11 protein-coding genes and 1 riboswitch are annotated in these 15,214 nt (G+C 45.7%); of the genes, 1 reads left to right on the top strand and 10 read right to left on the bottom strand.

Going from position 1 to position 15,214, the window contains the following annotated elements; genetic code table 11:
- Positions 1 to 98 precede the first annotated feature (98 nt).
- Genes uidA through C7R56_RS05845 form a run of 5 tightly spaced genes read right to left on the bottom strand, consistent with a single transcriptional unit; the run spans position 99 to position 5,776 of the window.
- The gene (uidA, locus tag C7R56_RS05865; RefSeq protein WP_107995636.1) at positions 99 to 1,880 is read right to left on the bottom strand and encodes a beta-glucuronidase; all 1,782 of its coding nucleotides are present in this window, start codon (positions 1,878 to 1,880) and stop codon (positions 99 to 101) included.
- Positions 1,881 to 1,899: 19 nt separating this feature from the next.
- Complete coding sequence (locus tag C7R56_RS05860) at positions 1,900 to 3,204, bottom strand: PTS sugar transporter subunit IIC (RefSeq protein WP_234402592.1); 1,305 nt, start codon at positions 3,202 to 3,204, stop codon at positions 1,900 to 1,902.
- 26 nt (positions 3,205 to 3,230) lie between these two features.
- On the bottom strand, positions 3,231 to 3,539 hold the full coding sequence (locus tag C7R56_RS05855) for a PTS sugar transporter subunit IIB (RefSeq protein WP_107995635.1): 309 nt from the start codon (positions 3,537 to 3,539) through the stop codon (positions 3,231 to 3,233).
- A 3-nt stretch (positions 3,540 to 3,542) separates the two neighbouring features.
- Positions 3,543 to 3,854: a PTS lactose/cellobiose transporter subunit IIA gene (locus C7R56_RS05850; RefSeq protein ID WP_234402591.1), complete on the bottom strand. Its 312-nt coding sequence runs from the start codon at positions 3,852 to 3,854 to the stop codon at positions 3,543 to 3,545.
- Between the two features lie 11 nt (positions 3,855 to 3,865).
- Entirely contained in the window at positions 3,866 to 5,776 is a 1,911-nt protein-coding gene (locus C7R56_RS05845; RefSeq protein ID WP_107995634.1) for a BglG family transcription antiterminator, read from the bottom strand.
- A 196-nt stretch (positions 5,777 to 5,972) separates the two neighbouring features.
- Positions 5,973 to 6,048, top strand: a riboswitch (Fluoride riboswitch).
- A 43-nt stretch (positions 6,049 to 6,091) separates the two neighbouring features.
- On the opposite strand from C7R56_RS05845, the gene C7R56_RS05840 reads away from it, so the two are divergent.
- Positions 6,092 to 7,294: a cation:proton antiporter domain-containing protein gene (locus C7R56_RS05840; protein WP_234402596.1), complete on the top strand. Its 1,203-nt coding sequence runs from the start codon at positions 6,092 to 6,094 to the stop codon at positions 7,292 to 7,294.
- 48 nt (positions 7,295 to 7,342) lie between these two features.
- Here C7R56_RS05840 and C7R56_RS05835 read toward each other — a convergent pair whose 3' ends face one another.
- The 5 genes from C7R56_RS05835 to kdpA are packed head-to-tail and all read right to left on the bottom strand — an operon-like array spanning position 7,343 to position 15,131.
- Positions 7,343 to 8,050, bottom strand: a complete 708-nt coding sequence (locus C7R56_RS05835; RefSeq protein WP_107995632.1) for a response regulator transcription factor — start codon at positions 8,048 to 8,050, stop codon at positions 7,343 to 7,345.
- Positions 8,040 to 10,775, bottom strand: a complete 2,736-nt coding sequence (locus tag C7R56_RS05830; protein WP_234402590.1) for a sensor histidine kinase — start codon at positions 10,773 to 10,775, stop codon at positions 8,040 to 8,042. Before C7R56_RS05830 ends, C7R56_RS05835 begins: the two co-directional genes overlap by 11 nt.
- 25 nt (positions 10,776 to 10,800) lie before the next feature.
- Complete coding sequence (gene kdpC / locus C7R56_RS05825; protein WP_107995631.1) at positions 10,801 to 11,358, bottom strand: K(+)-transporting ATPase subunit C; 558 nt, start codon at positions 11,356 to 11,358, stop codon at positions 10,801 to 10,803.
- Positions 11,359 to 11,367: 9 nt separating this feature from the next.
- Positions 11,368 to 13,425: a potassium-transporting ATPase subunit KdpB gene (kdpB, locus tag C7R56_RS05820; protein WP_107995630.1), complete on the bottom strand. Its 2,058-nt coding sequence runs from the start codon at positions 13,423 to 13,425 to the stop codon at positions 11,368 to 11,370.
- Positions 13,426 to 13,445: 20 nt separating this feature from the next.
- Complete coding sequence (kdpA, locus tag C7R56_RS05815) at positions 13,446 to 15,131, bottom strand: potassium-transporting ATPase subunit KdpA (protein WP_107995629.1); 1,686 nt, start codon at positions 15,129 to 15,131, stop codon at positions 13,446 to 13,448.
- Positions 15,132 to 15,214: the final 83 nt, after the last annotated feature.

Below are 15,214 nucleotides of genomic sequence, written 5' to 3'. Positions count from 1 at the left end.
CTAACACATGGAGAATTTCCTCATACTCATCACTGAATATTGTTGGATTTTTCGGGTAAATCCGCTCAATAGCGTAGCTATTCTACTAAAGGTAGATTTTACTTTTTGTAGCCATAATCCGGAATCGACAACCACCGTTCTTTCAAGCTATGGGCAACCATTTTCGGTTTTCGATCTCTTGTGAATGCGCCTTTTTTATTCCCATCGATACGACGAAGGTTCGGATGGGTTTCGAAATCCGCGAAATTCCATACATGTTCTCCAATGAAATACGGCATTTCATCAATTATTTCAAAATTGGCTTTGAAAAAGTTCACCTGATATTCCTCAGTGTACGGAATATCATGAATAGAACGTAGTCCGCTTACCGTATCAACCCCAAATTCCGTAAACATGATCGGTTTGTCCGGATAAGCAGCGTGCCATCTTTCAATTTCTTCCTTTAAGTGAATTTTCGCACTCTTTAAATCAGCATGATCGATATACCAACCATAATACCGATTCAAGCAAATAACATCGACTAAATCAGCTAATTTATCAGTTTCTGGCGTAGCATTCACGATATTCGGAATGATTACAGGACGGTTATTCCAATCCAATTCTCTAGTCAAAGTCACAAGGGGTTCGAAATATTCTCTTGCACCCTCCTGATGTCCTGCAGGCTCATTCCCCACTGCCCACATTACCACACAGGCATGATTTTTATCTCTTTCCAGGAGTTCCCGAATGACTTGCTTATGATTTTCAAATGAACCAACGATGCTCCAAGTATTCCCTTTTGAATTTTCATTCTGGCTCACATCTACAGTAAAGCGATTGAACAGCCCTACGCCTGGCACCTCATCGATCACTACAATTCCTTCTCTGTCAGCCATGCGCATAAACTCTTCCGCATACGGATAATGAGATGTCCGCATCGAATTGGCTCCCATCCACTTCATCAGATTGAAGTCGTAGTTGATGATTGCTTCATTCATGCCTTTTCCGAGAATCGGAAAGTCTTCATGTTTCCCGAAGCCTTTGAAATAAAAATTTTTCCCATTGATATATAAGGCATTGTCTTTTATCTCAAGTGTCCGAATACCGAACTCTTCTGTGTATTCATCAATGATTAAACCGTTCTCATCCTTTAACATCACTTTTAACCTATAAAGATAAGCATCCAATGGTTCCCAAAAACGAGTATCCCCAATACTGAATTCGTCATCTGATGTTTTGACCAGTACTTGCCCCTCTTCATCTTGCAGTTCATACAGTACTTCTGCATAGTCACCTATAACAGATGTTTTCGGACGAATGATCGTTTTCGACCCAGCGACTTCATAACGCGCTACAATATCTTCAATGTATGAATAGGGTGTTGTATATAATTTGACTGGGCGGTGGATTCCGCTGTAATTAAAGAAATCAAAATTAGGAAGGACTTTCTTCTCTTTCTCATTCTCTATCAGTACTGCATTCGGCAATGTTGTTTCGTTCAGAATATTTGAAACACAAACCTTCAAATCATTCGGTGCTTTGAGCAAGGAAGCTGCTATCTCCACTTCAAAAGGGGTGAAACCGCCTATATGTTCCGTGACAAATTGACCGTTGATATAAACTTTCGCTTTGTGAGAGACAGAACCAAATCGCAAAACCAATCGTTGCTCATTTAGTATTTGAGGAACAGCAAACTCTTTTTCATACCAAATGTCTCCAACATAATCTCTGAGCTGGCTATCTGTTATTTGATCGTTATACGAGGCGGGAACAGCCATAGTTAGCGGATTTTTCAATTTCTTACTTGGATCAACTTCTTGGCCTTCATCTGGAATAAGAAAATTCCACGTTCCAGAAAGATCAATGACTGTTCGAGTCAACGTATTTAATGGATAGAGCATACTTTCCCTCCCAATCTGATTATGCTAATTCAACTTGAACAGCAGTTTCATTTATTTCTTTTACTTCTTCAAGCTCAGCTTCGCGATCAACACGCTTAAACCATGGATACCATAGAAGAGGAGACAACACCAATTGGATAAACACTTGCAGAATAACGATAGTCCAATGTCCTCCAACCGTGGCATGGAATCCTAACGGAAGTCCAAAAATAGCTTGCATCCCGATGACACGATTCACCAGTCCGATATTCGTCACAAAATAGGCAACAAGCAGTGCAATGCTGTTGTTGAAGATAAAAGGAACAACTAGTTTAAAGTTCAAAACCAAAGGCGTGCCAAATATTACCGGTTCAGTGATTCCGAAGAATGCAGGAAGAATAGCAAGTTTCCCAAGTTCTTTGTAGCGTTTACTTTTCGCAAAAGTCATCAGTAATGCCAGCCCGAAAGCAGATCCGCTCCAACATACAATATTAACAAATGAGGCAGTGACAATATTAGGCAATGGCTGTCCTGCTTGATAAGCCTCAAGGTTTTGAATATTTAAAGAGAGCCACAATGGCGTCACAATAGGGCTAATGATGTTCGTTCCATGCATACCAAGGAACCACAGCAATTGCTGGAAAGCGATAATGCCTGCTACTGACCAGATTGAACCACCTATCCCCTGTAAAGGAGTTTGGATAAACGAAAATATCAATTGGTGGATCGTGCCAAATTCGGATAAACTAAATCCCCATCCTATCAATAAGCCCATCGTTCCGATGAGGAATAATGGAATCAATGATTCAAAAGTCTGAGAAACCATTGGCGGAACCCCATCAGGCATCTTGATTGTCCATTTTTTTTCTTTAGCATATACGTAGATTTTTGACACGAAAAGTCCGGCAATAATCGCTGTGAACATTCCTGACGTTCCTATCCAACTAAGAGGAAGGGCTGTGACTGGCCTCACTTCTCCAGGGATGGCTCCAAGCGGAGTCAGGATAAGGAAAAACATAAGCCCAATCAGTCCTGCAGCAATCCCATCTTCTTTTGTCAGCAGTTTAACCACATTTCTGGTGATCAGAAAAACGAGGTATAGGGAAATCGATCCGATGGTAAATGTATTGACTCGTGCAAACAGCGGCGTAAGTCCAACTTTAGCGAAAAATTCTGCGACGCTCGCGATTGGAAACGCTTGAAAAATTATGATGATTGAACCAAATATCATCAAGCCTGTGAGGGCCATCATTGAATCTGACACTGCCTTTAAATATGTGTTTCTTGATACCTTCTCTACTTTAGCATTTAATTTGCTCCAAATATTTCTTGATTCTTGTGCCACTATAATTCCTCCTCTGTGCCGTCGCCTTAGTTAGACTGACGGATTAATTCCAGTGCAGTGTTTAATACCTTTTCGCCATTCATCATTCCATAATCACGCATATCAATTGTGCAAATGGGAATAGCGTACATTTTCTTAAGGTCTTGCTCAGCATGGGCCATTTGGGGGCCGAGCAGGATGGCATCAACGTTATCCACCATTATGTCGACATTGCTTTCTGCCGTTGCTTCAATCACAACATCCAGATTTTTTTCTCTGGCTACTTTTTTCATCCGTTCAACAAGCATACTTGTTGAAAAGCCACCTGAGCATACTAATAAGATACTCTTTGTCATCCTTCAGACCCCCTTCATTACCTTTTTATCTTCGATCATCAGCGTAGCCAAATCTACAACAGTCATTGCATTCATCAGATGATCTTGGGCATGGATAAGCAAAAGACTGATATCAGTCTTTTCTCCTCTGGTTTCTGCTTGAATCAAGCTAGTCTGAACCTTGTGGGCTAAACTCATTGCCTCTCTTGCTTCTTTCATCAGTTCTTCCGCTCTGTTATGATCGCCTTCACTCGCATTTCTTACTGCCATTAACGCTTTTGAACGGGCATTCCCGCCGTTTACGATAATGTCCATGATTATTTTTTCTTGGTTCAAAATTACTCCCCCTATAATAAACTCTCAAATCCCGACAAAAATTCATCAAACGAATGAACTTGAAGGAGAGCTTTTCGAGTTGCATCATTATCCATTAGTTTCATCAGAAAATTACTGATCTCCTTGTGCAAAAATAAATGTCCTTGTTTCAAGTTGATCAAAAAAATCAAGCTCACTTCTTTTCCTTGCCATTCAATCGGGTTCCTTAAAATAGTTACACCGATAGTGCTTATTTTTGCCTCCAACCGCAACGGATGTGGTGCGGCAATTCCTTTGTTGTAAATCGTAGAAAATTTAATTTCACGTTCCCTGACAAGATCAGCAAAGTGTTCAGAAGCAGCATCTTCATTGATCATTTGATTGGCTTGTTCGCTGATGAGTTCAATGTACGTACCAGTCTCCACTATCCGGAAATATTTTTCAGAGAACAATGACTGAAGATTAACTATGGGTTTATTTTTTTCTCTCTCTGAGATATGGAGTGCTGTTTTGCCTTTGATTGCTTGGATTTCGGATTCATCCAAAAAATTCTTAATCTGAATGACTGGCACTCCCTCGATTTCATCCTCAAGAGGAATCGTAGATAAAAATACGTCAGGCAAATCTTCTATGAACGCTTCCACATTTTTATTTGATATAGTCATTACCACTGCGTCAGGGAACACTCTTTCCAGTCTCAAACGGATAAGATGGGCACTGCCTCCCCCAGTCGAACAAATGACTACAATCCGTTTTACTTTTTTCAGCGTATTTTGATTCTGTTTCTCGAAATGAGCCGCCAAATGCAGAGCAATGTACCCAATCTCGTCTCGAGTCAATGCATAACCGTACTTTTCTTCAATCAGTTCCCCAAACCGGAATGCAACAACAAAAACATTGGCATATTCCAGTTTCATTTCATTAATCAATGGATTCTCAAGCTGTAAGTTATAATACAATCTATTCAGCAAGGGATAGACATGCATGACCAGGCCTTCAATCAAGTCATCGTTGTCATAAAAATCCGTTAAGAACTCTTCATCCAAATTTTTCAATATCGTTTTTATATCACTATATAACTGACTCATTTGTTCTATATTCATAGCAGTGTTACTTGTTTTTGCACTAATATGCGCCGCTAAAAAATCAACTTCTTCTTTTGGTAAACGCAACCCATACTCTTTCTCGATCCAGCCGGATAACTCTGATGCTGCTTTATGATAAACACTTTCAATCTCCTTCATCACTAATTGATCTTTTTTGATGAAGTTCTTTTGGCTTGCCCGAAAAAGTACGATTTTCAAATGCGTGATAAGGTTCTCAAATACCACTTCTGATATATTCAACTGATTCACGATTAGTAGTGATCGAAAGTAATCGTCTAAGTTCTCGGTCTCAAATTTCCCCAGAAATTCTTTATATTGTTTTGTTGGTTCCAGATATAGATTCGACTGAAGGACAAATTTAGAAAAGGCTTTACGGAAGGACTGTTCTTTACCGCTCACCTGAATTCCGTAGTGCGGTTTTTTCTCTAGCTCTAAGTCTTGTTCTTTCAACTTTTGTTCTACCAATTTTAAATCTTTTAGGATAGTGGATCGACTTACACACGTGCGTTCCATCAATTCTGCTATCGTAATGTACTCACTCGCTTGCAGAACGTGAAACAACAGCGCTTCCAGACGTTGATCCACATTATAAAAATCGATTTCTTTTTTTTCATTTTTTCGATATTCTTCAAAAAGGTTTTTGTCCTGTACTCTTAAGTAATACCCCTTTCCTCTCTCCAGTCCAATTGTGAATCCATAATTAGAACTGGATAAATTGATCTCTTTTATTACGTTCCTGACAGTGCTTTCAGAAAGTTCCATCAAAAGTGTCAATTGCGACAACTTAATCGGAGCGTAACTCTTCATTAAGAGATTGACTAGTATTTTTTCTCTCATTGAAAGTACTCCTTAATACCGGTATTTTATTAATAGATCTATCTACGAATAAGTATACTTCAGATTTGATTTTACAAAAGAACTGTTTTTACGATTAAATTTGGTAAAAAGAATACGAATATAATAAATAACCTATAGGATCACGCTGGAGGCTGTTTCCCCTTGTCTGCCTTCTGAAAACATGCTATCATTCTATCTATAACGAGGGAATGAATGTCTCCCGAAGCAAATCGCTTAAACCGCTTATACAAGCTGATGACTTCTGCGCAATAGGCGCAGTCCGTCGTCGGCTTTTTTAGTGGCAACAATTTGGAGGTGCAGCTTTTGATTTACAGTATCGCGCTTATTCTCATACTCGGTTTTCTTCTCAGTTCGCTCTTTACCCGGTTCCAACTTCCCGGCTTGTTGGGCTTGATTTTGACCGGCATCCTGTTGGGTCCTTACGCAATGGACCTCATGGCGCCGGAATTGCTGGCCATTTCCGCGGATATCCGGAAAATCGCCTTAATCGTCATTCTCGTGCGCGCCGGCTTGACGATGGACTTGGGCGATCTTAAAAAGATCGGCCGTCCTGCTGTCCTGATGACCTTTTTGCCGGCTACCTTCGAGATCCTGGCGGTCATCCTGTTGGCGCCGAAATTGTTGGGCATCACTTTACTTGAGGCTGCCATCCTTGGGGCCGTTCTCGGGGCTGTTTCGCCGGCTGTCGTTGTTCCCCGCATGATTATGCTGATTGAGAGCGGCTACGGCAAAGCTAAAGGGATCCCGCAGATGATTCTGGCCGGTGCGTCCGTCGATGATGTCTATGTCATCGTCCTGTTCACCTCGTTCATGGGCATGTACACCGGCAGCGGGTTCCAGGCAATCACGCTGCTTTCCGTTCCGGTATCGATTGGATTGGGCCTGCTTGGTGGTCTGTTGGTTGGTTTGGGTCTGGTTTTTCTCTTCAGGACGTTCCACATCCGCGACACGATGAAAGTCATGCTGGTGCTGAGCGCTTGTTTCCTGTTGGTGGCGACGGAGGATTCCTTTGCCAAATTCATCCCCTTCTCCGGATTGCTCGGTGTCATGGCTGTCGGAGCCACCTTATTGAAAAGACGCCCGGAATTGGCCAGACGTCTGAATGATAAATTCTCAAAAATCTGGTCCGCAGCCGAAATCTTCCTGTTCGTACTGGTCGGGTCGGCTGTCGACATCACTGCTTTGGGCGACGCCGGTTTAGCGGCTGTTGCCTTGATTTTCGGAGCTTTGATTTTCCGGATGGCTGCGGTCTTCCTGGCGGTTTCAGGCACAAACCTGAATGCGAAGGAACGTATTTTCTCCGCGATGGCGTACACGCCGAAAGCCACTGTCCAAGCGGCCATCGGTTCGATCCCTTTGGCTGCTGGAGTCGAAGCGGGCAGCATCATTTTGAGCGTCGCCGTCTTGGCGATCATTTTGACTGCGCCGATCGGAGCCACCTTCATCGACCGCACCTACAAGACCTTATTGACGAAGGATGCCGCATCAAGAAAATAAGAAAAGATACGCCCTCAAGTGCATAAGCGCTTGAGGGCGTATCTTTTCTTATTCATCCAATTCTTCGACCATGCGGTAACCGACTCCGATTTCAGTCAGGATATATTCCGGTTCCGCTTGATTTTTTTCTATTTTCCGGCGGATATTGGCCATATTGACCCGCAATGTCCGGTTCTCATCCATATACGGCCCCCAGACAGCCTTCGTGATGAAGTCATGCGTCAGTACTCTTCCCGCGTACTGCGACAACAGGACAACTATTTTGTATTCGTTGGGAGTCAAATGGACCTCTTTCTTCCTTACGGCCACTTTCCTCTTTTCATAATCGATCGTCAATTCTCCGACACTAAAACTGCCCTCTGGCAGTGCCGAAGTATTCACTTGGTGCAGGCTATGGCGCAAGGCAGTACGAATGCGCGCCAACAATTCCGAAGTGCTGAAAGGTTTGGTCACATAGTCATCCGCACCGCAATCCAACGCCTCCACTTTTTCCCGTTCATTGCCGCGCGCGGATACGACCATGACAGGAACAGCGGAGAAAGTACGGATTTTTTTCAGGACCTCCATCCCATCCATATCCGGCAAACCCAAATCCAACAGAATCAAATCTGGATTGTAAGAGGTCATCAGCGCCATCCCTTCCTTGCCGCTCGCCGCTTTCAGAACGGCATAATCATTCGAAAGCAGGATGGCGGTCAAAAAGTCGGTAATGTGCTGCTCATCCTCAATCAAAAGTATCGTAAGTTTATTTTTCATGCTGTTCTCCTTCTGTCAATGGGAGTGTGAATTCGAAGACAGCACCGCCGTCGAGACGGTTTACTCCCTTCATTTTCCCGCCATGCGCCTGCACAATCGTCATGCAGATGGACAGGCCAATTCCCATACCTCTGGATGAATCTGAACTTTTATTGTTAACACCCGAATTTGCTTCAAACAGGAAAGGAAATTGTTCATCTGAAATCCCCTCTCCATAATCGACTACAGCAAAGACTGCCTCATCTTTCTTTTCATGCAGATAAAGATCAATGACAGAATCATCCGGGGAATGCGTAATGGCGTTCTCCATCAGATTAATCAGTACCTGCATGATCAATGTGGCATCCATAGGTACAAACAGCGCCTTTTCGGGAATACTGACTCTGAACTTGCGTTTCGGAAACCTCTTCTTGATTCGGCTGAGCGCATCGGAAATGACCTCCTCAGCAATCTCATCCGTTTTGTTTACGGACACGGAACCTTCTTGAATACGGGTAACTGACAGAAGGTTTTCCACAAGCCGAATCAGCCACTGCGCCTCGCTCTGGATCGAAGTCAGCAACTTTTGCTGCGTTTCTTTGTCGAAACTTTCTTCGTTTTCCAGCATGGCGGAGCTCGCCCCCAAAATCCCTGTCAAGGGCGTCCGCAAATCGTGGGAAATGGAGCGGAGCAAATTACTCCTCATCTTTTCCCTTTCATTTTCCACAATCGTTTCCCTTTGTTGATCGGACAGTTGTTGGCGTTCAAAAGCTAAAGCTATCAGCGAAGAAATCATCTGGAGTGTCGAACGGCTTTCTTGGTTAACAACACCTTCTCTGCAGCCGATCCCGACTACGCCCAACACGTTCCTTTCAGATGCAATCGGCATGTAAAAACCATCCGCTCCGCTCAGCGTATCCGTACCTGATCCGGCAATTTTATTGTTCAAAAATACCCAATTGGCGACCGCTTCCTCGTCCCGGGTGAGTAGGTAGTCCGCCTCTGCCCTATTTGAGCTGCGGACTGAGGTCTTCGGGATGCCACCCTTTTCGTCGATGGCATAAAAAACAACCGGGCGATTGAACGAACGGCTGATATAATCATTCGCAATAATAACGATGCTGTCGAGGCCGCGTGTTTTTAATAACTGCCTGTTGATATCATACAAGACCTGCAAGCGCTGCTCCCGCTCCACTATAAGACTGGCCTGGATCCGCGAACTCGTAATGAGGCTTGAAGTGATCAAAGCGATGATCAATAATATAAAAAAGGTGACCAAATACGATGGATCATCGGTTTTGAAATGGAAAATCGGATCTACGAAAAGGACATCGAACAAAAGCACACTGACCACGGAAGCAACAATTCCATAAGCATAGCCGTCCGTCGCCCGCGAAGTCAAGATGACCGCAAGTAGATAAACCATTGCCAAATTATGCTGTTCCACTCCCCAGGATTTCAACAGATAAGAAATCACGGTTGTCACAAATAAAATACCCACCATCTTGCTTGTCTGTGTGCTGGACATTGTCCACCAACTCAACCACCGCTTGAATGAAAAGCTGCGGAGCGCCGTCCCTTGGGAACCATCTGGGTCGTTGTTGGAAAGGATATGGATCTCGCTTTTGTCCAACAAGGAAATGAGTCTGTCCTCAAAATCATGTTCCCATAAACTGCGGATGCCTTTTTTCTTTTTACTTTTTCCGATAACGATATTTGTGATTCCAGACATATTAGCAAATTCCGCCAATGCTTCAGCAACATCGTTCGCATGCAAAATCAATGTTCTGGCACCCAACTTGTCCGCCAGCTTCATATTTTCCTCTAAGTCATCCTGCTGTTGCGGAGACAGCCTGCTCTCGTCTCTGGTCACAACATGGACGGCTGTCCATTTGCAGTGAAAAGCCTCAGCCGTCCTTGCAGCCCAACGAATATTTTGCGCAGAGAAAGGCGAGGCAGTGACACATGCCAAAATATTTTCATTCACTTGCTTATCTAATGAACCTGCATTCGCCTGCTGCTCGGCACTGATCCGGTCAGCCAACTTGCGCATGGCAATTTCACGCAGCAGGCGCAGATTTTCTTTCGTAAAAAAATTCTGTTGGGCCAGTTTCACCTTGTCTTCCCGATAGATTTTGCCTTCCTTCAACCGTTGGATCAGTTCTTCGGAATCGATATCGATCAGCTCAATACTGTCGGCCCGTTCAAAAATATAATCAGGTATTGTTTCATTTACGATCACATTGGTTATTTGAGCCACGACATCCTTCAAACTCTCGATGTGCTGCACATTGACTGTCGTATAAACGTCAATGCCCGCCCGTAGAAGTTCTTCGACATCCTGATACCTTTTTTTGTTCCGGACACCGATTGCATTCGTATGCGCCAATTCGTCGACCAAAATCAACTCTGGGTTTCGTTTCAACGCGGCATCCAAATCAAACTCCTGAAGCTTGATGTTCTTGTAGCTGATCTCTTGCGGCGCAAGGACAGGCAACCCCGGCAAAAGGAGATTCGTCTCAGGACGGGTGTGCGGTTCGACGTATCCGACGACGATATCCACACCTGCAGCCAGTTGATCATGGGCGTCTTCCAGCATCGCATAGGTCTTCCCTACTCCAGCCGCATAGCCAAAAAATATCTTCAGTTTACCGAATTTTTGGCTGTCCCGTTCTTCCGTTTTCTTGATCATTTTCAACAACTGCTCCGGGTCAGGGCGCACATCCTCCTGTCTTCTCATTGCCATCCTCACTTTCCTGTGTTATTGCTTCTTACTCAGCGGCGGATGCTTCATCCAGTGCTAAGTTCACTTCCAGTACATTCACTACAGGTTCGCCGAAAACAAACAAAGCCCGTTCGGACGTCTTTTCATTGATGATGGCTTGTACCCGTTCCGGATTCATTTCACGTTCCGCAGCTATACGTTCCACTTGGTAGGCGGCTGCCTCCGGTGAGATATGCGGATCGACACCGCTTGCTGATGCCGTCACTAGCTCCATTGGGATATCTGCTTCATTCAAAGGATTCAAATCTTTCCAAAAGTCGATTCTTTCCGAGACTGCTGCCGCCTGCTCCCCGCTTGAAGGGGATGCGTTGCTGACGGTTTGCGGCCGTCCAATCAGATATTGCGGTTCCGTGAATGCTTGCCCCAACAAGCTGGAACCCACAAGTGCTTCTGAACCCTCCTGTGTTTCTATAGTTATCATACTACCATTCGCTTTGTCTTGAAAGAGCAACTGTGAAATCCCCGTAACAGCGGCTGGATACATAATCCCGCAGATGACGGTGAAGACTGCCATCACTCGGATGCTTGTACTAAATTTCTTCATGATTTCCTCCTATACTAATCCGAGCAATGTGATGATTATATCGATCAGTTTGATCGCGATGAATGGCGCCACCAAGCCGCCTAGTCCGTAGATCAAGATGTTCCGCTTCAGCAGCTTTCCGGCAGGTATTTCTTTATACGGCACCCCTCTTAACGACAAAGGGATCAAGAAAATGATGATTAGCGCATTGTAGATGATCGCCGACAGGATTGCGCTGTTTGTGCTCGTGATGTTCATGAAGTTCAGCACACCTAGCTCCGGGTAGATGCTCAGGAACAGCACCGGGATGATGGCGAAGTATTTCGCAACGTCATTTGCGATGCTGAACGTGAATAAAGCGCCGCGTGTCATCAGCAATTGCTTCCCGATACGGACAATTTCAATCAACTTCGTCGGGCTTGAATCCAGATCGATCATGTTTCCGGCTTCTTTGGCTGCCTGCGTCCCGGAATTCATCGCCACGGCCACATCGGCTTGCGCTAATGCAGGAGCATCATTGGTGCCGTCGCCCGTCATGGCCACCAGATGGCCTTCCCGCTGATATTCGCGGATCAGGTTCATCTTATCTTCAGGTGTCGCTTCCGCCAAAAAATCATCCACTCCTGCTTCGGCTGCTATCGCCGCAGCGGTCATCGGATTGTCACCGGTGATCATGATCGTCTTAATGCCCATGCTGCGCAAATTATGAAATTGCTCCTTCACGCCGTTTTTCACGATGTCCTTCAAGTAGATAACGCCCATAACTTTATAGTTCTTCGCTACCACAAGCGGTGTCCCACCTTTTGTGGAGACTTCCCTGACGATTGCGTCACACTCTTCAGGAAAGGGTTCGCCGTGGTCAAGCACATAAGTCTTGACGGTATCAGCTGCTCCCTTGCGTATTTCATTCCCTTGGTAATCGATTCCGCTCATCCTCGTCTTCGCGCTGAATTCGATGAATTCTGCCTGCAGCGCGCCCATATTGCGGCCTCGAATATTGAACTTTTCTTTCGCCAAAACGACGATGGATCTGCCTTCCGCTGTTTCATCCGCCAGCGACGACAGCTGCGCAGCATCCGCCAAGTCCTCTATGCTGACGCCGGCAACCGGATAGAATTCAGCGGCTTGACGATTACCCAAGGTGATGGTTCCTGTCTTATCCAGCAGCAAGATGTCTACATCCCCGGCTGCTTCTATGGCACGGCCACTCATTGCCAGTACATTCGCTTGATTCAAACGGCTCATCCCGGCGATACCGATCGATGACAGCAGCGCACCGATTGTCGTCGGAGCCAAACAGACAAGCAAGGCGATGATGTTCGTGATCGTAATGGCATTCCCTTGACCAGTTTGCTGCGCTGAAAAGGCGGTGAACGGAAAGAGCGTGCCGCTCACGACCAAGAAGATGATCGTCAGCGTGACCAGAATAATTTGCAGAGCAACCTCGTTCGGCGTCTTCTTTCGCGAAGATCCTTCAACCATTGCAATCATCTTATCCAGGAAACTTTCTCCGGCCTCCGCAGTCACTGTAATGACCAGCCAGTCGGACAAGACGGTTGTCCCGCCTGTCACGGCACTTCTGTCGCCGCCCGATTCACGGATTACTGGCGCTGACTCGCCAGTAATGGCACTCTCATCAACGGATGCGGCCCCATCAACCACATCTCCGTCCATCGGTATTTGCTCGTTGGCTTCCACGAAGACCAAATCGCCTTTCTTCAGGCTGCTCGAGATGATCCACTCAAATGTGTCATGATCTTCTTTCGTCAACAACCTTTTCGCTTGGACATCGGAGCGGGCACTGCGTAAGGTATCCGCTTGTGCGCGGCCGCGTCCTTCGGCTATCGCCTCCGCAAAATTCCCGAAGAGCACAGTGAACCACAGTATCAGCGTGATGATGAGCGTGTAACCTGAAGACTCATCCTTTGTTCCCGTCAGCGACAGGAAAAACAGGATGGTCGTGAAGATGGCACCCAAGTATACGACCAACATGACCGGATTACGCACTTGTATTTTCGGTGACAGCTTCTTGAAGGACTGTTTGACCGCATCCAGCAATATATCTTTTGATATGGCATTATTTTCCATTTTTTAGTTTCCCCTCATCATTATCGTGTGACAAAAAAATCTGCAATCGGACCCAGCGTCAATGCCGGCAAGTAGCTCAGCGCCCCAATGATGAGGATGACACCCAAAAGGAACGCCGTGAACAGGCCATCACTTGTGGAAAGCGTCCCTTCGGTTACAGCGACCTGTTTTTTCCCGGCAAAATTACCGGCCAAATAGATGGCTGCAATCATCGGCACGAATCGCGCAATCACCATGATGCCTGCACCAACCAAGTTGGTGAATAACGTATCCGACGCAAAGCCAGCAAAGCTGCTCCCGTTGTTGTTGGCGAGTGAGGTGTAATTATAGAGCGCTTCGGTAAATCCGTGAGCGCCAGTAGTATGGAGCCATTCCGTGATCATCGGCAGCATTATGGCGACAGCCGTGCCGATCAAACTCAACAGCGAAGGCGTCAAGATGATAACACTCGCCATCTTCATATCGAATGGATCGACTTTCTTGCCCAGATATTCCGGCGTCCGTCCGACCATCAATCCCGCTATGAATACAGTCAGCAATACAAAGGCCAGCATCCCATAGATACCTGAGCCAATGCCACCGAAGACGATTTCGCCTAACTGCATCAAGAACAAGGGCGCTAGGCTTCCTAATGCGGTATAGCTGGACAAGCTGGAATTGGTCGCTCCCGTGGAAGTAGCCGTAGTTGCTGCTGTCCACAGCGCCGATCCGCCAATTCCATGGATCACTTCTTTCCCTTCCATGTTTCCGCTAGCCTGTACGCCTTCAAATATGGGGCCCAACGACCATTCACTGTAGGTCACCAAAGCCAGCAGACCCACGAATAATGCCGCCATCGTAATGAAAAGGGCCCGTGCATGCAATCTGTCCTTCACGGCTTTTCCGAAAGTGAAGAGCAAGGATACCGGGATCAGCAAGATGGAAAGTAGCTGCAGCACATTCGATAAGGCTGTCGGATTTTCCAAAGGATAGGCTGCATTCGTTCCGAAGAAACCTCCCCCATTTGTCCCCAGTACCTTAATGGCTGCTTGACTCGCTACCGGTCCTAAAGAAATAGAGAACAGCTCTCCAGATTCCAAAGCGGTTGCTTGTTGTGCGCCTTGAAAAGTCTGGATTACGCCCTGAGATGCGAGTAAAACGGCCAAGACAGTAGCCAATGGCAGCAGGATGTACAGGACGGCCCGCGTCAAATCCTTCCAGAAATTACCGATTGCTTGGCTTTCCTTTAAGATCAATCCGCGGATCACTGCAAAAAGAACAGCAAGTCCGACAGCTGCAGAAAGGAAATTCTGCACCGTCAACCCCAGCATCTGCGACAGATAGGACAAGCTCACTTCACCAGCATAGGCTTGCCAGTTCGTATTGGTGATGAAGCTGGCTGCGGTGTTCAACGCTAAGTCCCAGGACATCCCGGCTTTCCCTTCCGGATTCAACGGCAGGAAGCCTTGGAACATCAAGAGCATCCATAAACCGGCAAACCCAGCGAGCGAAAATCGGACGACTGCAAGGGCATAGGACTTCGCATCCATCTGTTCTTCTTCATCGACTCCGATGAGCCGGTATACAGCCTGTTCTATCGGCGCAAGAATTTTGGTCAACATCACTTTCTTTCCTGCCATCACTTTATAGATCCCATTTCCGACAGCCGATGCCAGCAGCACCAACAGTACGAAGAAAACGACATATTGCACAACTATGAAACTCATAGATCTTCACCCCTAAACAAGACATAAAATAAATACAACAATAAGCTCACTCCCAATAAACAGGCAAAGATGGACACAATACC

Origin of the sequence: Trichococcus paludicola, from assembly GCF_003052295.1 — a bacterium.
Lineage (GTDB): Bacteria > Bacillota > Bacilli > Lactobacillales > Aerococcaceae > Trichococcus > Trichococcus paludicola.
Note: the sequence above shows the minus strand (reverse complement) of the source record. Positions and strands in the feature narration are given on the sequence as shown.

What these genes read in the sequence shown, in the direction of transcription:
- uidA (WP_107995636.1), bottom strand. Translation starts at nt 1,880, where the DNA reads ATGCTCTATCCATTAAATACGTTGACTCGAACAGTCATTGATCTTTCT.
- C7R56_RS05855 (WP_107995635.1), bottom strand. Translation starts at nt 3,539, where the DNA reads ATGACAAAGAGTATCTTATTAGTATGCTCAGGTGGCTTTTCAACAAGT.
- C7R56_RS05845 (WP_107995634.1), bottom strand. Translation starts at nt 5,776, where the DNA reads ATGAGAGAAAAAATACTAGTCAATCTCTTAATGAAGAGTTACGCTCCG.
- C7R56_RS05835 (WP_107995632.1), bottom strand. Translation starts at nt 8,050, where the DNA reads ATGAAAAATAAACTTACGATACTTTTGATTGAGGATGAGCAGCACATT.
- C7R56_RS05830 (WP_234402590.1), bottom strand. Translation starts at nt 10,775, where the DNA reads ATGGCAATGAGAAGACAGGAGGATGTGCGCCCTGACCCGGAGCAGTTG.
- kdpC (WP_107995631.1), bottom strand. Translation starts at nt 11,358, where the DNA reads ATGAAGAAATTTAGTACAAGCATCCGAGTGATGGCAGTCTTCACCGTC.
- kdpB (WP_107995630.1), bottom strand. Translation starts at nt 13,425, where the DNA reads ATGGAAAATAATGCCATATCAAAAGATATATTGCTGGATGCGGTCAAA.
- kdpA (WP_107995629.1), bottom strand. Translation starts at nt 15,131, where the DNA reads ATGAGTTTCATAGTTGTGCAATATGTCGTTTTCTTCGTACTGTTGGTG.